18 protein-coding genes are annotated in these 17,887 nt (G+C 62.4%); 14 read left to right on the forward strand and 4 right to left on the reverse strand.

From position 1 onward, the window contains the following. Positions 1–118: 118 nt before the first annotated feature. Positions 119–796: an alpha/beta hydrolase gene (locus P8T11_RS22945; RefSeq protein ID WP_268079863.1), complete on the reverse strand. Its 678-nt coding sequence runs from the start codon at positions 794–796 to the stop codon at positions 119–121. Positions 797–829: 33 nt separating this feature from the next. Next, the gene (gene yjgA, locus P8T11_RS22950; RefSeq protein ID WP_050447125.1) at positions 830–1,381 is read right to left on the reverse strand and encodes a ribosome biogenesis factor YjgA; all 552 of its coding nucleotides are present in this window, start codon (positions 1,379–1,381) and stop codon (positions 830–832) included. A 58-nt stretch (positions 1,382–1,439) separates the two neighbouring features. Between yjgA and pmbA the strand changes: the two genes are divergently transcribed. From pmbA to erpA, 12 genes are all read left to right on the forward strand, one after another. Beyond that, positions 1,440–2,804: a metalloprotease PmbA gene (gene pmbA / locus P8T11_RS22955; protein ID WP_268079862.1), complete on the forward strand. Its 1,365-nt coding sequence runs from the start codon at positions 1,440–1,442 to the stop codon at positions 2,802–2,804. Positions 2,805–3,095: 291 nt separating this feature from the next. Then, complete coding sequence (locus tag P8T11_RS22960; RefSeq protein ID WP_268079861.1) at positions 3,096–4,190, forward strand: TRAP transporter substrate-binding protein; 1,095 nt, start codon at positions 3,096–3,098, stop codon at positions 4,188–4,190. 260 nt (positions 4,191–4,450) lie between these two features. After that, positions 4,451–5,605: an ABC transporter substrate-binding protein gene (locus P8T11_RS22965; RefSeq protein WP_268079860.1), complete on the forward strand. Its 1,155-nt coding sequence runs from the start codon at positions 4,451–4,453 to the stop codon at positions 5,603–5,605. A gap of 172 nt (positions 5,606–5,777) precedes the next feature. Next, entirely contained in the window at positions 5,778–6,659 is an 882-nt protein-coding gene (locus P8T11_RS22970; RefSeq protein ID WP_100853198.1) for a branched-chain amino acid ABC transporter permease, read from the forward strand. Between the two features lie 3 nt (positions 6,660–6,662). After that, complete coding sequence (locus P8T11_RS22975) at positions 6,663–7,544, forward strand: branched-chain amino acid ABC transporter permease (protein ID WP_268079859.1); 882 nt, start codon at positions 6,663–6,665, stop codon at positions 7,542–7,544. Further along, on the forward strand, positions 7,537–8,325 hold the full coding sequence (locus tag P8T11_RS22980; RefSeq protein WP_268079858.1) for an ABC transporter ATP-binding protein: 789 nt from the start codon (positions 7,537–7,539) through the stop codon (positions 8,323–8,325). The genes P8T11_RS22975 and P8T11_RS22980 overlap by 8 nt, the downstream gene beginning before the upstream one ends. A 55-nt stretch (positions 8,326–8,380) precedes the next feature. Then, the gene (locus P8T11_RS22985; protein ID WP_100853195.1) at positions 8,381–9,091 is read left to right on the forward strand and encodes an ABC transporter ATP-binding protein; all 711 of its coding nucleotides are present in this window, start codon (positions 8,381–8,383) and stop codon (positions 9,089–9,091) included. A gap of 319 nt (positions 9,092–9,410) precedes the next feature. Then, positions 9,411–9,839 carry a 50S ribosomal protein L13 gene (gene rplM, locus P8T11_RS22990; protein WP_006217309.1) on the forward strand — a complete coding sequence of 143 codons (429 nt, stop codon included), beginning with the start codon at positions 9,411–9,413 and terminating at the stop codon, positions 9,837–9,839. Positions 9,840–9,848: 9 nt separating this feature from the next. Beyond that, complete coding sequence (gene rpsI / locus P8T11_RS22995; RefSeq protein WP_006217310.1) at positions 9,849–10,241, forward strand: 30S ribosomal protein S9; 393 nt, start codon at positions 9,849–9,851, stop codon at positions 10,239–10,241. 219 nt (positions 10,242–10,460) lie between these two features. Further along, positions 10,461–11,525 carry an N-acetyl-gamma-glutamyl-phosphate reductase gene (argC, locus tag P8T11_RS23000; protein WP_268079857.1) on the forward strand — a complete coding sequence of 355 codons (1,065 nt, stop codon included), beginning with the start codon at positions 10,461–10,463 and terminating at the stop codon, positions 11,523–11,525. 46 nt (positions 11,526–11,571) lie between these two features. Then, on the forward strand, positions 11,572–12,327 hold the full coding sequence (locus tag P8T11_RS23005) for a DUF6776 family protein (RefSeq protein WP_268079856.1): 756 nt from the start codon (positions 11,572–11,574) through the stop codon (positions 12,325–12,327). 86 nt (positions 12,328–12,413) lie between these two features. Further along, on the forward strand, positions 12,414–12,785 hold the full coding sequence (gene erpA, locus P8T11_RS23010; protein ID WP_006217313.1) for an iron-sulfur cluster insertion protein ErpA: 372 nt from the start codon (positions 12,414–12,416) through the stop codon (positions 12,783–12,785). A 112-nt stretch (positions 12,786–12,897) separates the two neighbouring features. Here the strand turns inward: erpA and P8T11_RS23015 are convergent, their stop codons facing one another. Beyond that, positions 12,898–14,031, reverse strand: coding sequence for an anhydro-N-acetylmuramic acid kinase (locus P8T11_RS23015; RefSeq protein ID WP_268079855.1), 1,134 nt, complete (start codon positions 14,029–14,031; stop codon positions 12,898–12,900). An 80-nt stretch (positions 14,032–14,111) separates the two neighbouring features. After that, the gene (locus tag P8T11_RS23020; protein WP_268079854.1) at positions 14,112–15,521 is read right to left on the reverse strand and encodes a M23 family metallopeptidase; all 1,410 of its coding nucleotides are present in this window, start codon (positions 15,519–15,521) and stop codon (positions 14,112–14,114) included. 256 nt (positions 15,522–15,777) lie between these two features. Between P8T11_RS23020 and tyrS the strand changes: the two genes are divergently transcribed. Together tyrS and P8T11_RS23030 are read left to right on the forward strand one after the other, a co-directional pair. After that, positions 15,778–17,007: a tyrosine--tRNA ligase gene (tyrS, locus tag P8T11_RS23025; protein ID WP_268079853.1), complete on the forward strand. Its 1,230-nt coding sequence runs from the start codon at positions 15,778–15,780 to the stop codon at positions 17,005–17,007. 72 nt (positions 17,008–17,079) lie between these two features. Beyond that, positions 17,080–17,736, forward strand: a complete 657-nt coding sequence (locus P8T11_RS23030) for a YbhB/YbcL family Raf kinase inhibitor-like protein (protein WP_268079852.1) — start codon at positions 17,080–17,082, stop codon at positions 17,734–17,736. The last annotated feature ends 151 nt before the right edge of the window (positions 17,737–17,887 follow it).

The raw sequence follows: 17,887 nt of genomic DNA on the forward strand, positions 1-17,887 counted from the left end.
CACACCCCCGAGACAGCCGCACCCCGTAGGATGGGTGCAGCGCGAAATCACGCGCAGCAGATCCCCACCGCCAACCGCGCGAAACCCATCACAGCCCCCGCGACAGTCAAACCCATCATCACCCCAGCACGTCATTCAAAAACGCCGAAATGTCTCGCACTTCCTCGGCGCAAACCGAATGCGGCATCGGATACGTGTGCCAGCGCACGTCGTAACCCAGGCGCTTCAATTCCGTCAACGATGCCTCGGCGCGCGCCAGGGACACGACCGGGTCGTACTGCCCATGCGCCATGAAGATAGGCGTGGCGTTATTGGCGGCGTTGCGTTCCGCCTCGGCCGTGTCCACCAGCGGCAGATACCCCGACAGCGCCATCATCCCCGCCAGTTTCTCCGGCAGCCGCAAGCCGGTATGCAAGGTCATCGCACTACCTTGCGAAAAGCCCGCCAGCACGATGTTCGACGTCGGAATACCCCGCGCATTCTCCCGGGCGATCAGCTTGTGCACGGCCGCTTCCGACGCGCGGATGCCCTTGGCGTCTTCTACGCGCACCAGGTCCATGACCAGAATGTCGTACCAGGAACGCATCGCCATGCCGTTGTTGATCGTCACGCGCTGAACCGGCGCGTTCGGGAATACAAAGCGCACCCCCAGGCCCGCGGGCAAGTCCAGTTCCGGCACGATGGGGGCGAAGTCGTTGCCATCGGCGCCCAAGCCATGCAGCCAGATGACGGCGTGCGTGGGGTTGGGGGCGGTTTCGATCTCGATGCAATCGAGCAGGTCAGTGGGAGCGTTCATGGCGGCCGCGGGAAAAATTTCAGGAAGTGGGAATCAGAGCGTCAAGGTCTTCAAGGCCTGGAACAAGGCGCGATAGTGCTTCTTTTGCGGTTCCTGGCCTTGCAGCAGCGAGGCATTGCCCAGCTTTTCCTTGCGCGCGGCGCGGATCAGCGTGCGCAATTGCTGCGCATCGGCTTGCGGGTTTTTCGCCAGCAGCGTGGTCAGCGCGTCGTCGTCGTCCAGCAGCCGGTCGCGCAGCCCTTCCAGGCGGTGCATGGCGGCGGTTTCCTCGCGCGAGCCGTTTTCCCAGACATCAAGCTGGGCGCGGATTTCGTCAGCGGGCGCGTCGCGCATCAGCTTGCCCACAAAGTGGACCTGCCGGCGGCGGCCTTCACGCCCCGTCGTGCGCTGCGCCGTGCGGATCGCTTCATAGAGGCGTTCGGCCAGCGGCAATTGCTTGAGGCGGTCGGGGGACAGTTCGATCAGCTGCTTGCCCAGGTCCAGCAAGGCGTGCATTTCACGCTTGACCTGGGACTTGCTGGGACGGTCGTAGCCGTTCTCGTCGTAACCGTCGTCGACGGATTCTTCTTCAGTATGGGAATTCATGGAAAACTGCGCAATGACAGACTTGGCTATGATAACCGTCTCTGCAAATTGGACAGCAATGGTTAAATCCTCCTCATCCCTGCCGCTGGCGGCGAATCACGCGCGTTTTTCCGAACTCGTCGAACAAACCCTAGCCTACGCGCGCCAGATCGGCGCCTCGGACGCGGCGGCGGAAGTCTCGGAAAGCCTGGGGCTGTCGGTCGCAGTCCGCAAGAACGACATCGAGACCGTTGAGCAGACGCGCGATCGCTCACTGGACCTGACGGTCTACGCCGGCCAGAGCCGTGGCTCCGCCTCGACCTCCGACTTTTCCGAAGCCGCCCTGCGCCAGACGGTCGAGGCCGCCTGGCACATCGCCCGCCACACCGCCGCCGACCCGGCCGCCGGCTTGCCCGACGCCGATCAGTTGGCCACTGAATTTCCCAATCTTGACCTGCACCACGCCTGGACGGTTTCCACCGAGGAAGCCGCTGAACTGGCGTTGCGCGCCGAGCGTGCCGCGCGTGAAGTCGATCCGCGCATCACCAACACCGACGGCGCCACCGTGGGTACCTACGAAGGCCAGTTCGTGATGGGCAACAGCCGCGGCTTCCTGGGCGGCTACCCCTATTCGCGGCACAGCCTGTCCGTGGCCCCCATTGCCGGCCGTGGCAATGGCATGCAGCGCGACTACTGGTACACGTCCGAACGCGATCCCGCCAATCTGGCGTCGCCCGAGTCCATCGGCCGTTATGCCGCCGAGCGCACCTTGTCGCGCCTGTCGGCTCGCCGCATCCGCACCGGCAAGTTTCCGGTGCTGTTCGAGGCTCCGCTGGCGCTGGGCCTTGTGGGCGCGCTGACCCAAGCCGTCAATGGCGGGGCGCTGTACCGCAAGGCCAGCTTTCTGCTGGACGCGCTGGGCAAGCCCATCTTCCCCAAGCACATCAACCTGACCGAAGACCCGCATATCCCCGGCGCCATGGGCAGTTCGCCTTTCGACGACGAAGGCGTGCGAACCCGTCGCCGCAACGTCGTGTCGGCGGGCGTGCTGGAAGGCTATTTCCTGTCCAGCTACACGGCGCGCAAGCTGGGCATGGCCACCACAGGCAACGCCGGCGGCTCGCACAACCTGGTGTTCAGCTCCACGCAGACCAAGCGCGGTGACGACTTCGAAGCCATGCTCAAGAAGATGGGTACGGGCTTTCTGGTTACCGAACTGATCGGGCAGGGCGTCAACTACGTCACGGGCGACTACTCGCGTGGCGCGTTCGGCTACTGGGTGGAAAACGGCAAGATCCAGCACGCCGTCCAGGAAATCACCATCGCCGGCAATCTGGCCGACATGTTCCAGCAGATCGTGGCAGTGGGCGCGGACACGATCTCGCGCGGCACGAAGACCACGGGTTCGATCTTGATCGAGCAAATGGCGATTGCAGGGACCTGATTGATTGGCGCGCGACAGCCGTGATGGGTTTGCGCGTTGCCCGCTTCATTCTTTTGGTGACCGTCTCGCGCTACACCCATCCTACGACCGTAGGATGGGTGTAGCGCGGCAACCCCTAAAGCAAAACGCAACCCACCACCGCGCAAACCCATCACCATCACCACCGCGCAAACACCCCCAACCCACCACCAACAGCCCGGGAATTCCTCTACTCACCCACCCCCGCTCAACGTGTAATATCCGGCGGGTATTGCTCGAAGTCCCTAGAAGCTGCTGGTCAGGAGCATCGCGATGCAACGACGTTCATTCTTGAAGCACGCAGGGCTTGGCGCCGTTGCAACGGGCGCCGTGGTCAGCACGCCCGCGTTCGCGCAAGACATGCCGTCGCTAAGTTGGCGCATGGCTTCCGCCTTTCCCGCTGCGCTGGACTTGCGCATTGGCGCCGGCGAGCAATTCTGCAAGTTCGTGTCGGAATCCACGGGCGGAAAATTCAACATCCGCCACTTCCCCGAAGGCGAGATCGTGCCCGCGGCTGACCTGCTGGAAGCGGTCTCCACCAACAAGGTGGAATGCGGGCACGGTTCTTCTCGCGCCTTTCACGCAAAGAGCCCGGCGTTTTGTTTTGATGCCTCTGTGCCGTTTGGGCTGAACGCCCGTCAGATGAACGCCTGGATGAGCGAGGGCGACGGCCTGCGCCTCACGCGCGAACTCTTCAAGCCGGAAAAAATCATCAATTTCCCGCTGGGCAATACGGGCGCGCAGATGGACGGCTGGTACACCAAGGAAATCAAGCGCCAGGCTGATCTGAAAGATCTGAAGATGCAGGTGGCCGGGCTTGCCGCCGACGTGCTGGCGCGCTTGGGCGTGGCGCCGCAGCCCGTAAGTCAGGCTCCGCTAGCGGAAGCGTTCGAGAAAGAGGGCTTGCAGGGCATCGCCGGAGCAGGTGCCTATGACGATGCCAAACTTGAGCTGAATAAAGTAGCCAAGTATTACTACGGACCCGGCTGGTGCGTCCCCGGTGAGCAGTTGTCGCTCTATATCAATGACGACGCCTGGAACAAGCTGCCCAAGCATTACCAATCGGTGCTGCAGGCCGCCGCGTTGGCGGCCCACGGGTCGCTGACGGCGCGCTATGACGCGCGCAACCCGGCAGCACTGGCGCAATTGTCGGCAAATGGCACGCAAGTGCGCGCATTTCCACGGTCCATCATGGACATGGCGTTTGAAGCCACCCAACAGGTCTACCAGGATTTGTCCGCCAAAGACGCGCGGTTCAAGGCAATACACGACAGTTACATGGGCTTTCGCGACAGCGAAATGCACTGGTTCCGCTTGACGGAAAACGCCTACGGCCAGTATGTGGCCGTGGCGCTTTCCGGCAGGTAGCAGGGAGGGCGCCGACGGCCGAATGGCATTCGGTGCAAAGTAGGGTTTTTGCTAGCAATACCGCATTTTTTACAAAAAAATGGGCGGTTTTCGGGCTTTTCTCGAACCACATTCGAGTTTCGGCCTGATACAAAGGAGTAATATCGCGGGTCTTGACGCGCAACCATGGCGCCTTTAGGCGGCATATGACGTCAATCCGGCGGGATTACACCAGCCCGGATTACCAATATTCCGAGACAGACTTTAAGGTGGTATCAACCATGCAATCCAAGACCAAGAAGCTGCTGGCCGCGCTGATCGCCGCCGGTATCGTCCCGGCTGCGCACGCGGCTGACATCAAGCTGGGTGTGGCGGAAGCCCTGTCCGGCGGCGCCGCTCAGTATGGCGTGTCGATCCGCAACGGTTTCCAGCTTGCCGCTGACGAAATCAACGCCGCGGGCGGCGTCAACGGCAACAAGCTGGTGCTGGTGGTTGAAGACGAACAAGGCAAGAAAGAAGAAGCCATCAACGTCTTCAAGAAGCTGATCTTCAAAGACAACGTCCTGATGGTCTTCGGCCCGACGCTGTCGAACTCGGCCCAGGCCGCCGACCCGGTCGCCCAAGCCGCCAAGACGGTCGCCTTCGGCACCTCCAATACCGCCGACGGCATCACCTCCATTGGCGACTACGTGTTCCGCAACTCGGTCACTGAAGCCGACGTGCTGCCGGCCACGATCTCTACCGTCAAGGCAAAGACCGGCCTGAAGAACGTGGCTGTGCTTTACGGCAACGACGACGTCTTCACCAAGAGCGGCTACGACAACTTCAAGAAGGCCCTGGAAGACCAGAAGATTCCGGTCACCACGACCGAAACGTTCGCCAAGGGCGACGTGGACTTCAAGGCTCAACTGACCAAGATCAAGGGCACCAACCCCGACGCCATCGTGCTTTCCGCACTGCTGGCCGAAGGCGCGCCCATCATGGTGCAGGCCCGCCAATTGGGCCTGAACGTGCCCGTCATCGGCGGCAACGGCATGAACTCGGTCAAGATTTTCGATCTGGCCCCCGGCGGCGCATCGAACAATCTGTGGATCGGCAGCCCGTGGTCCATCGAGAACAAGGCCCCCGAGAACGTCAAGTTCATCGACGCCTACAAGGCCAAGTTCAATGGCTCGCCCGACCAGTTCGCGGCGCAGTCGTATGACGCCATGTACATCGTGGCCCAGGCACTGAAGAACACCAAGATCACCGGCGACCTCGCCAAGGACCGCACGGCCCTGCGCGACGCATTGCCCGCCGTGACCTGGACCGGCGCCACTGGCCCGTTCAAGTTCCGTCAGGCCACCAACCGTGCCGGCAAGCCCGCCGGCTACGATGCCGACCAGTCGCCGATCGTCAGCGTGACCAAGGACGGCAAGTACGTCATCGAAAAGTAAGCGGTACGCATCCCCGCGCGGGGGGATGCGCCTTGCGGACGGTCGTCAGGCAGTCCGCAAGGCGCTTTTTATCGCAGGGCCGTCCCAATAAAAGCCATGCCGTCTTCGCGGGCGGCGTCAGGCCATGCAGTGGGCGCTGCATGGGGCCCTCATAGATCTGGAAAGTCCCATCATGTTCGAACAACAATTCGTCAATGCCTTGTCGCTGGGCTGTGTGTATGCACTGTTCGCGCTGGGCTTCACGCTGATCTTCGGCGTGCTCGGGGTGATCAACCTGGCGCATGGCGCCGTCTTCATGGTTGGCGCCTACGCGGCACTGTTCGTGGTCCAGCAATTCGGCCTGCCCCTGTGGGCGGCGCTGATGGCCGCGTTCTTCGTGGCAGGCTTCACCGGGGTCATCATCGACTATCTGGTGCTCAAGCCGCTGCGCAAGCGCAACGCGCCCCACTTGATCCCCATGATCGCCACCATCGGCGTAGGCATCATCCTGAATAACGGCGCCCAGAGCATCTTCGGCGCCAGCAACCTGCGCTTCCCGCACGGCACCGTGCCCGAAGAAGTGATCGAAGTCGCGGGCCTGCACCTGACCGTCATCGAACTGGGCATCATCTTCCTGTCGTTCGCGCTGATGGCCGTGCTGATGTACGTGATGCGCCGCACGCAGTTCGGCCGCGCGCTGCGCGCCATTGCCGAGTCGCCCAAGGCCGCCTGGCTGCTGGGCATCAACGTCGAAAAGCTGTTCGTCACGACCTCGTTCGCCGCTGCCGCCCTGGGTGGCGTGGCCGGCGTGCTGATCGGCCTGTACTCGAATGCGCTGTTCCCGCTGATGGGCCAGCCGATGCTGCACAAGGGCATCGCGGTCATCATCCTGGGCGGCATGGGCGACATTCGCGGCGCCATGCTGGGCGGTCTGTTCCTGGGATTCGCCGAGGTGCTGTCGGTGGCCTACATCGGCTCCACCATGCGCGACGCGGTGGCTTTCGGCCTGCTGTTCCTGATCCTGCTGGTGCGCCCGCAAGGTCTGTTCGGCAAAGTGGTTCAACGCAAGGCTTAAAGAATGAGCGGATTCGAAAACTTCTGGGCCATTTACGGCAATCTGGTGCTCACGCTGGGCACCAACGCGTTGCTGGCCCTCTCCATCTGGCTGACCCTGGCCTGCGGCATGCTGGCCATGGCCAACGCCGCCTTCATGGGCATCGGGGCGTATACCGCCGCGCTGCTCACCATGAACTACGACGCCCCGTTCACGGTCGCGCTTGCCGGGGGCATGGCCGCGCCCGCGCTGGTGGCGGCCTTGATCGGCTTGCCGACCTTGCGATTGTCAGGGGTCTATCTGGCCATGGCCACGCTGGGCTTTGGCGAAGTGGTGCGCGTCACCATCCTGAACACCGATTCGCTCACTGGCGGCGCGCTGGGCCTGAACGGCATTCCGCAGCTAACCCAGTGGTGGCATGTGGTGCTGGCGGTGGTCATTGTCCTGTTCGTGCTGTGGCGCGTGCGCGCGTCCAAGATTGGACGTTCGTTCGACGCCATTCGTGGCGACGAAACGGCGGCTGGCCTGATGGGCATCGACGTGCGCGCCAACAAAATGCTGGCGTTCGTGGCCGGCGCGATGATCGCAGGTCTGGCGGGCGCCTTGAACGCGCACCTGACCTTCTTCATCGGTCCTAATGAATACGGCTTTGACCGTGGCGTTGAAATCCTGACCATGGCCATCCTGGGCGGCATCGGCGGCTTGGCCGGTCCCGTGCTGGGCAGCTTCATCATTACCGTGCTGCCGGAATTGTTGCGCGGTTTTGCGGATCTGCGCCTGGTCGCCAACGGAGTGATTCTGGTGGTGATTGTGTTGTTCCTGCCGCAAGGCATCTGGGATCCGGTGCGCTTCAAGCGCTGGATGCGTCAAGGCCGAGGCGGCCAGGGAGGCAAGCGTCATGCTTGAGCTGACTTCCGTCTCCAAGAGCTTCGGCGGCCTGCATGTGCTGCATGACGTCAGCCTGTCCGTGCCCGAAGGTTCCATCTTCGGCTTGATCGGCCCCAACGGCGCCGGCAAAACGACGGTGTTCAACCTGATCACCGGTCTGCTGCCGCCCAGCGGCGGCACCATCACGTTTCAGGGCCAAAGCGTTCTGGCCAAGAAGCCGCACAGCATCACGCGCATGGGCATTGCCCGCACGTTCCAGAACATTCGTCTCTTCAAAGAGATGACGCTGCTGGAAAACGTGGTGGTCGGCGCCTACCGGCACATGAATTACGGCTTTCCCAGCCTGCTGCTGGGCCTGTCGGGCTATCGCGAGCACGAACAGCGCGCCCGCGAACGCGCGCACGAACTGCTGACGTGGATGCGCCTGGATCACAAGGCCAACGATCTGGCCGACAACCTGTCCTACGGCGAACAGCGCCGCCTGGAGCTGGCGCGCGCGCTGGCCACCGAGCCCAAGCTGCTGCTGCTGGACGAGCCGGTTGCCGGCATGAACACCAACGAGCGCGCCGAGCTCATGCGCGAAATCCTCGCCATTCGCGATCGCGGCTACACCATCCTGATGATCGAGCACGACATGCGCTTCGTCATGGGCTTGTGCGAACGCATCGCGGTGCTGAACTTCGGCAAGATCATCGCTTGCGGCGGCCCTGACGAAATCCGCAACAACGAGCAAGTCATCGAGGCCTATCTGGGCCGCGAAGACGACGAAGACACCGAACAAGTGGAGGCCGCCAAATGAGTCGCTGGGCCGCTCCCAAGACGAATACCGTAGCGCGTTGCGCGGAGGTTGCACAATGAGCGCGATGCTGGAAGTCCGCGGGCTCGAGGTCAACTACGGCCATATCGAAGCCGTTCGCGGCATCGACCTGGACCTGAACGCCAACGAGATCACCGCCCTGGTCGGCGCCAATGGCGCCGGCAAATCGACCACGCTGCTGGCGCTGTCGGGTCTGTTGCCCAAGGCGCGCGGCCGCGTCTTGTTCGAAGGCGAAGACATCACCAATCTGGCGCCGCATCAACTGGTGGCGCGCGGCATCGTGCAGGTGCCTGAGGGCCGGGCAATCCTGACCACCATGACGGTGCAGGAAAACCTGGAGCTGGGCGCCTATCGCCGGGGCCTGAAGAATGTGGGGCCTGACCTGGAATACGTGTTCAACCTGTTTCCGCGCCTGAAGGAACGGATCACGGGTATTGCCGGCAACCTGTCCGGCGGCGAACAGCAGATGCTGGCCATTGGCCGGGCCTTGATGGCCAAGCCGCGCCTGTTGCTGCTGGACGAGCCGTCGATGGGCCTGGCGCCGATCGTCGTGCAGGAAATCTTTCGTTCGCTGCGCGCCATCAACGCCGACGGCCTGACGCTGTTCCTGGTGGAACAAAACGTGCGCCAGGCGTTGAAGATTGCCCAAAGCGGCTATGTGCTGGAAAACGGCGCGATGGCGCTGACGGGCACGGGCCGCGAATTGCTGGGCCATCCGCGGGTGCTGGAAGCGTATCTGGGCGCCTGACCGCGCGTTTTGTTCCGGGGGTTTGTCCCCGAATTTTCATGTGCGCTGGCTGCAACGTTGCTTGCGGCCTGCCGCCGCCTGAGTTCTTTTCGCTTGCCCAATCTTTGAGCAGCCGTGTTAGAATTTCAGGCTTTCCCTCATTTTGACCATTGCACGGGCGGGTAATAACGCTTAGGCGGGACGTCGATAAAGGCAAAACCAAAGGCAAAAACCCGAACCAAAATTCGTGGTTTTTAGTTCATCAGGTTTTGTCCAGTTGGGGAAAGAACACTGGCTAGACGTTCTAGCCAGCAAGAACTTTTTATTCTTAGGAACCATCATGAAGACCTTTGTGGCCAAGCCGCATGAAGTCCAACGTGACTGGTTTGTGATCGACGCCAAGGGCAAAGTCCTCGGTCGTGTGGCCAGCGAAGTCGCACGTCGTCTGCGTGGCAAGCACAAACCTGAATTCACGCCGCACGTTGATACTGGCGATTACATCGTCATCATCAACGCTTCCGATATCGTCGTTACCGGTACCAAGGCGAAGGACAAGAAGTACTTCCGCCACACCACGTACCCGGGCGGTATCCGCGAAACGAACTTCGAGAAAATGCAAGAGCGTTTTCCCGGTCGCGCCATTCAGAAGGCCGTTAAGGGCATGCTGCCCAAGGGTCCTCTGGGCTACGCCATGATCAAGAAGCTGAAGGTCTATGCTGGTGCCGAGCACCCGCACACCGCCCAGCAGCCCAAGACGCTGGATATCTAAGGAAACGCCATGATCGGTAACTGGAATTACGGAACCGGCCGTCGCAAAACTTCGGTGGCTCGCGTTTTCATCAAGAAGGGCACGGGTAAGATCGTTGTCAACGGCAAGCCCGTCGACGATTTCTTCGCCCGCGAAACTGGTCGCATGATCGTGCGCCAACCGCTGGAATTGACCGGCCACCTGGAATCGTTCGACATCAAAGTCAACGTCCACGGCGGCGGTGAAACCGGCCAGGCTGGCGCAGTCCGTCACGGCATCACGCGTGCCTTGATCGACTACGACGCGACCCTGAAGCCCGCACTGTCGCAAGCTGGCTTTGTGACCCGCGATGCCCGTGAAGTCGAACGTAAGAAGGTCGGCTTCCGCAAGGCACGTCGTCGCAAGCAGTTCAGCAAGCGTTAATGTTGCTGCAAAAAACCCGCTTCGGCGGGTTTTTTGTTTTTGGGCGGTGACGAAAGCACGACGTCTGATTCGCGCCGCCGGCTTCGGCAACGCGGAACTCCGCCCATTCACGCCGGTCGGAAGAGTCCAGATTGCCCATCGCGATGCTCGCGTTGGCGCGACCTTGTATTCTCCGGGCGATACAATCTGTTTTCGTCCTACGAAGAGTTCATACCTATCATGGCCCAAGCATCGAATACCCGTATCAAGGTTGGTATTGTCGGCGGCACCGGTTATACCGGCGTCGAGCTGCTGCGCTTGCTGTCGCAGCATCCCAACGTGGAATTGACCGCCATCACCTCCCGCAAGGAAGATGGGCTGCCGGTCGCTGATATGTACCCGAACCTGCGAGGCCGCGTGAACCTGGCCTTCTCCGCGCCGGAAAAAGCGTCGTTGACGGATTGCGACGTGGTGTTCTTCGCCACGCCCCATGGCGTCGCCATGGCACAAGCCCAGGAACTGATTGCCTCGGGCACCCGCGTCATCGACCTGGCTGCTGATTTCCGCCTGCAAGACATCCCTACGTTCGAACGCTGGTACAAGATTCCCCACACCTGCCCCGACATCCTGGCCGAATCCCAGTATGGCCTGGTGGAACTGAACCGCGACGCCATCGCCAAGGCGCGCGTCATCGGCAACCCGGGCTGCTACCCGACCACGGTGCTGTTGGGTCTGGCCCCGCTGCTGGAAGGTGGGAAGTCGCTGGTGGATGCGCAAACGCTGATCGCCGATTGCAAATCCGGCGTGTCGGGCGCAGGCCGCAAGGCCGAAGTGGGCTCGCTGTTCTCGGAAGCGTCCGACAATTTCAAGGCTTATGGCGTGTCGGGCCACCGGCATCATCCTGAAATCGTTGCGCAATTGGAGAAAATCGCCGGGGGCAAGGTTGGCCTGACGTTCGTGCCGCACCTGGTGCCGATGATCCGCGGCATGTTCTCCACCCTTTATGCCCGCATCCTGCCAGAGGCCCGCGACACTGACTTCCAGGCGCTGTTTGAAGCGCGTTACGCCAATGAACCGTTCGTTGACGTCATGCCGGCCGGCAGCCTGCCCGAAACCCGTTCGGTACGCGCGTCGAACAACTTGCGCATCGCACTCAGCCGACCGGGCAATGGTGACCAATTGATCGTCATGGTCGTCCAGGACAATCTGGTCAAGGGCGCCGCCGGCCAAGCGGTGCAGAACATGAACTTGATGTTCGGCGTTGCCGAGTCCACGGGTCTGGACCAGGTGGCCATTCTGCCTTGAGGCCCTGTGCGGGTCGGCGGCGTGCGCCGCCGGCCTTGCTTGCTTTATGCCAGTCGATCGCCCATCCCCCAACCCGCAACCCCGCTCCTTGAGTGGGCTGCTGCGCGTGCTTGCGGGGCTGCTGATAGGCGTGCTGTTAGGTGGCGCCGCTGGCTATGGGGTCGCGCTGCGACAAGCGCGGCCGCAAGATGCCGTGGTGATCAGCGCGCAACAGGCCGAGGCGCAGGCCGAAGCCATGCGTCAGCAGGGCGCGCAGTTGCGCTACACCCAAGGCCAGTTGGATACGGCCGACGGCGAACTTGTTATCGAGCGGGCGGCGCGGCAAGAACTTGAAACCCAGTTACGCGCCGCTCAGGCCGAGGTCGGCAGGGTGCGCGACCAATTGGCGTTCTACGAGCAGCTCTTGCCCGCCGGGCCGGAAGGGTCCGTGGACATTCGCGGTGTGCAAATTGACCGTGAAGGCGGTGGCTTGCGCTACAAAGTGCTGCTGATGCGCAGTGGCCGCAATGGCGGCGCTTCTTTTGCGGGCGCCCTGCGGTTCCAGGCCACGGGTGTGCTCATGGGCGAAACCGTCACGGTGGAACTTGCACCCATGCAGGTCAAGGCCGAAGCCGGCCCGGTGTCGGCCGCGGCCGCCGCCGAGTCGACTTCGGCAGCTTTGCTGGCCTTGCAATTTGATCAGTACCAACGCAGCCAGGGCATCCTGGCGATCCCCGAGGGATTTGTCCCCGAAAGCGTGACCGTCAGCGTCCTGGAAGGCGAAACCGTCCGCGCCTCGCGAAGTGTCAAACTGGAACTTTGAGTCTAGTCAAGCCCTGCGCTATAGTGACACTATGCGAGCGCCGTTGCCGCTCACCGAAATATGGCCGATCCGGCCAGGAGTGAACCATGAATGCAGTAACCGAAACCGTCGATCTTCAGGCCGCCCCGCCTGTGCCCTTGGTATTTACCGACTCGGCTGCCGCCAAAGTGAAGGATTTGCTGGCCGAAGAAGGCAACCCCGACCTGAAGCTGCGCGTCTTCGTCCAAGGTGGCGGCTGTTCGGGCTTTCAATACGGCTTCACGTTTGACGAAGTTGTGAACGAAGACGATACCGTGCTGGACAAGGCTGGCGTTCAACTGCTGGTTGACCCGATGAGCTTCCAATACCTGGTCGGTGCTGAAATCGACTACAAGGAAGACCTGGAAGGCGCCCAGTTCGTCATCCGCAACCCCAACGCCAGCACCACCTGCGGCTGCGGTTCCTCGTTCTCGGTGTAATCACCCTGGCAGGAAATTAAAAGCCCTTCGGCGTGCCGAAGGGCTTTTTGCATGGGCCTCGCCGATACGATACGCGATGCGCGCTTTGAGCCCTTGTGGTCCCCCAAGGCCGTTATGCCGGATACAGCGCGCCCAGGACCCGTGGGCCGCGAGCCCCGGTCACCGCCGGCAGCCCGGCCGGCTTGCGTTGGACGAAGGCCTGCGCAAGCCATGCGAACGCCAGCGCCTCGACTTGCTGCGCCGGTACACCAAGCGCGTCGGTCGGGTGCACGGGGCGCTGCAGGCAATACGCCAGCTCCTGCATAAGGCCGGCGTTGCGGGCACCACCGCCACAGACAAAAACTTCCTGCGTGTGCGCGGCGGCCGCGTCGATGGCGTTGGCGACAGTTCGGGCGGTCAGGCGCTGCAACGTCGCCTGCACGTCCTGGGGCGCTGGTGTGGGGCCGTCAAAGGCCGCCAGGCGGTCATCCAGCCATTGCAGGTTGAACAGATCGCGCCCGGTGGATTTGGGCGCTGGCAGGGCGAACCAGGGTTCGCTGGCGATCAATTGTTCAAGCAGGGGGGCGACGACCTTGCCCGTGGCAGCCCAACGGCCATCAGCGTCAAAGGGTTGTCCCAGGTGCCGTTGGCACCAGGCGTCCAGAAAGACATTGGCAGGCCCCGTATCGAAGCCGCGTACGGGAAGACCGGGCGCAAGCAGCGTGACGTTGGCGATGCCGCCCAGGTTAAGGACGGCTCGTCCTTGCGGCGCGCCGAAGATCGCTGCGTGAAAGGGCGGAACCAGCGGCGCGCCCTGGCCGCCAGCGGCCACGTCGCGGCTGCGGAAATCCGCCACCACGTCAATAGCGCTCAGCTCTGCAAGCAGCGCCGGTGCATTGAGTTGCACGGTATAGCCGCTGTCCGGGCGGTGCCGGACGGTTTGGCCGTGGGCGCCGATGGCGGTCACATCGCGGGCATGCAAGCGCGCGTCTCGCAGCAAGTCGGACACGGCCTGGGCATACAGCCTGGCCAGCGCGTTGGCGGCAAGGCTGGCGCGCGCCAGTTCGTCGTCGCCAGGCCGATTCAAGGCCAACAGCTCGCGACGCAGGTTTTCCGGCATGGGCAGGCTGGCGCTGGCCAGCACCTGCGGCGCCTGCGTGTCACTCAAGCGCACCAGCACACCATCCACGCCGTCCACGCTGGTGCCGGACATCAAGCCGATATAGAGCGCCGCGCTGGCGGGCGATACAGGTACGGTGGAGCTCACGGGCGCCTCGAAGAAAGAAAAAAGGCGGCCGGCAGAATGTGCGCGGGCCGCCTTTTGGGACGTTTGCTGCTACACGCTGTCTAGCGGCTGGCCACGTTGGTCAGCGCGTCGGGCAGCGTCTGCTGGAACTGCGTCAGCAGCAGGATCTGTTGCTTGTAGGGCGCCACGGCCTGGTTGAATGCGCGGGCTTCGGCCGGCTCCAGGGCGCGGGCAACTGGCAGGTCGACCGACAGCGGGTCGATCGGCACGTTGTTGACGCGGAACTCGTAGTGCAGGTGCGGGCCGGTGGCCCAGCCGGTTGAGCCGACATAACCCAGCAACTGGCCCTGTGAAACCTTGGAGCCCTTGGTGACGCCCGCGGCGATGCGGCTCTGGTGCGCATACAGCGTTGAATACTTGCCGTGATGCTTCACGATGACCACGTTGCCATAGCCGTTCTGCCAGCCCGAAAACTCAACCGTGCCGTCCGCCGTGGCGTGGATCGGCGTGCCCGAAGGCGCGGCGTAGTCCACGCCCTTGTGGCCCGTCCAGGTTTTGTGGATGGGGTGCATGCGCATGCCGAACGTGGAGCTGATGCGGCTGAACTTCAGCGCGGTGCGCAAAAAGGCACCGCGCAGGCTGGTGCCGTCGAAGTCGTAATACGAGCCGGACTTTTCGTCCGGGCTGAACCACACGGCGTTGTAGGACTTGCCGCCGTTGATGAATTCCAAAGCCAGCACGCGGCCTGCGCCGGCATAGCGGCCGTCGTGCGAACGGACCTCATAGACCACGCGGAATTGGTCGCCCTTGCGCAGGTCGCGCAGGAAGTCAATCTTGGCGCTGAGAATGTCGGCCATCTGCATGGTGACCGAATCCGGGATGCCGGCGCCATCCGTGGCGCCGAAGAGCGACGACTTGATCGTGCCCACGGCCACCCGGGTTTGGCGGTCGGTGTTTTCGGTGATTTCCTCGGCCTTGTAGCTATCGCCGGACGGGGCAACATGCAGCATGCGCGTCACGACCTGGCCGTCAGATTCATTGCCGGGCGTATGGATGTAGCGCAACCAGACCAGCTTGCCTTGCTCATCCGTGGCGGCTTGTACCGAGCGCCCCGGATACAGCTTGTAGATGCTGCGGGCGCTGGCGTCGTGCGTCAGGAAGCTTTGCAGGTTGGGCGCGTCCAGTTCCAGCCGTTGCAATACAGCGGAAAGCGTGTCGCCTGGGCGGATACGGGTTTCGCTGATGTACGGCGCGGCGCTCGGCGTGCTGACTTCGACTTGCTCGGCGGTCAGCGGCAGAACGCTCTGGATGATGCGGGACGGGGGGAGTTCGGAGCGGTCGGGTTGCTGCACCATGCCCAAGGCGGCGGCGCCGGCAAACAAACCGATTGCGGTGACGAGAAGAGTGCGGCGGAAAAGTCCCGAGCGATGGGGCTTGGGCTCAACGGGCGCAAACAGGGCAGCAACTTTGCGCTTGATGCTACTCGCCAGTTCGTGGAGGCCACGATTCATCGTGAAGAAACCCTCTCAGGTAGCTGGGCTCGCAGGGTGCGTGACACGATCGGCCCCCGCGCACCACGATATCCGGGGCAAGGGCTGGCGCTAGGCGCATCTTGTGAACAACGGGTGGTAGGCCGAACCGCAACTGCGTATAGATAGCAGTTGCGTATGATTGGGCGGTATCCTAGCTGATTCGGCTAGAATTTTCGATAGTTTTCGTCACTTTTTACACCTTTTTGTCGGCTGAAGCCGCTTTGGTCCCCCTGCCATGTCTCCCTCTGAAGCCCCTATTTCCCCTGAAGTCGAAGCCGATCTGCGTATAGCCAAGCGCGGCTGCGACGAATTGCTGGTCGAATCCGAGTTTGCTCGCAAGCTGGCCAAGAGCCGTGCGACCGGCGTGCCGCTGCGCATCAAGCTGGGGCTGGACCCCACCGCGCCGGACATCCACCTGGGTCATACGGTGGTGCTGAACAAGATGCGCCAATTGCAGGACCTGGGGCACAACGTCATCTTCCTGATCGGCGACTTCACCTCCACCATTGGCGACCCCAGCGGCCGCAACAGCACCCGGCCGCCGCTGACCCGTGAACAGATCGAGTCCAACGCCAAGACCTACTACGCGCAAGCCAGCCTGGTGCTGGATCCGGCACGCACCGAGATCCGTTACAACTCCGAATGGTGCGATCCCCTGGGTGCGCGCGGCATGATCCAACTGGCCTCGCGCTATACGGTGGCCCGCATGATGGAACGCGAAGACTTCACCAAGCGGTTCAAGGGCGGCATCCCGATTTCGGTGCACGAATTCCTTTATCCCTTGATGCAGGGTTATGACTCCGTGGCGCTGAAGTCCGATCTGGAGCTGGGGGGCACCGATCAGAAATTCAACCTGCTGGTGGGCCGCGAGCTGCAAAAGGAATATGGCCAGGAACCTCAGTGCATTTTGACGATGCCGCTGCTGGTGGGTACGGACGGCGTCGAGAAAATGTCCAAGTCCAAGGGCAACTACATCGGTATTTCGGAGTCGCCCGATTCGATGTTCGGCAAGCTCATGTCGATTTCCGACACCCTGATGTGGCGCTACTTCGAACTGCTCTCGTTCCGCTCGCTGGAAGACATCGCCGCTCTCAAGCAAGAGACGGATGGCGGCCGCAACCCCCGCGATGCGAAAGTCATGCTGGCCCAGGAAATCATCACGCGCTTCCATTCCGCCAAGGCGGCGGATGATGCCCTGGCATCCTTCGAGGCGCGCTTTCGCGACGGCGCCATCCCCGAAGACATGCCTGAAGTGAACGTCGGCGGCGCGCCGGTGGGCATCCTGAAGCTGCTGCGCGAGGCGGGCCTGGTGGCTTCCGGTTCGGAAGCCCAGCGCAACGTGGAGCAGGGTGGCGTACGCGTCAACGGCGATCGGGTCGAAGATAAATCGTTGCAATTGCCGGCTGGAACTTACGTGGTGCAGGTGGGCAAGCGCAAGTTCGCGCGTGTTAACTTGAACCCATGATTGCGAAGTTTTGATACGCTGAGCAAACGGACAGGGGCTGGTACGCCTTTGCGGCATTTCAAGGAGCACGACATGGAACTTTCGAGTTTGTCTTTTTCCGATCACGAGTCGATTCCGGAGCGCTATGCGTTCGGCAAGATCGATGCGCAATCGCACGTCGCGCTGGCAGATAACTACAACCCGCAGTTTTCCTGGGACAACGTCCCGGAAGGCACGCAGTCGTTCGCGTTGATCTGCCATGATCCGGACGTGCCGTCGCGGCCCGATGACGTCAACCAGGAAGGCCGCGAAGTCCCGGCCGACCTGCCGCGTGTTGATTTCTTCCACTGGGTGTTGGTGGATCTGCCGGCGGATCTGCGGGACATCGACGAAGGTGCCTTCTCCAATGGCATTACGCCGCGCGGAAAAGGCGGCCCGCTGGCGCCGATGGATGCTCGCCAGGGCATCAACTCGTACTCCTCGTGGTTCGCCAACGATCACGACATGAGCGGCGACTACTTCGGCTATGACGGCCCGTGCCCGCCCTGGAACGATTCCATCGTGCACCGCTACGTGTTCACCCTGTATGCGCTGGACGTCGGCAGCCTGAACCTGAACGGCTCATTTACAGGCGAAGACGCGCTGCGCGCCATGCAGAAGCACGTGCTGGCCCAGGCCTCCGTCACGGGCACCTACACGCTGAACCCCCGGCTGGCGCCCAAGCAGATCGGCGCGACCTCCGCCTCGTAACTGCTTGGCCTGTTTGGCCTGGTCGGCAACGTCAAAAAAACCGCGATAGCGATATCGCGGTTTTTTTTCGTTCTCCTTCCGTACGCGGCCCCGCAGCTACTAGCGAGTAGCTTCTTGGCTTGCCGGTTTGCATGAAAGTTGCTCAAGTCGG

The sequence above is a fragment of the Achromobacter spanius genome (assembly GCF_029637605.1).
Classification (GTDB): Bacteria; Pseudomonadota; Gammaproteobacteria; order Burkholderiales; family Burkholderiaceae_B; genus Achromobacter; species Achromobacter spanius_E.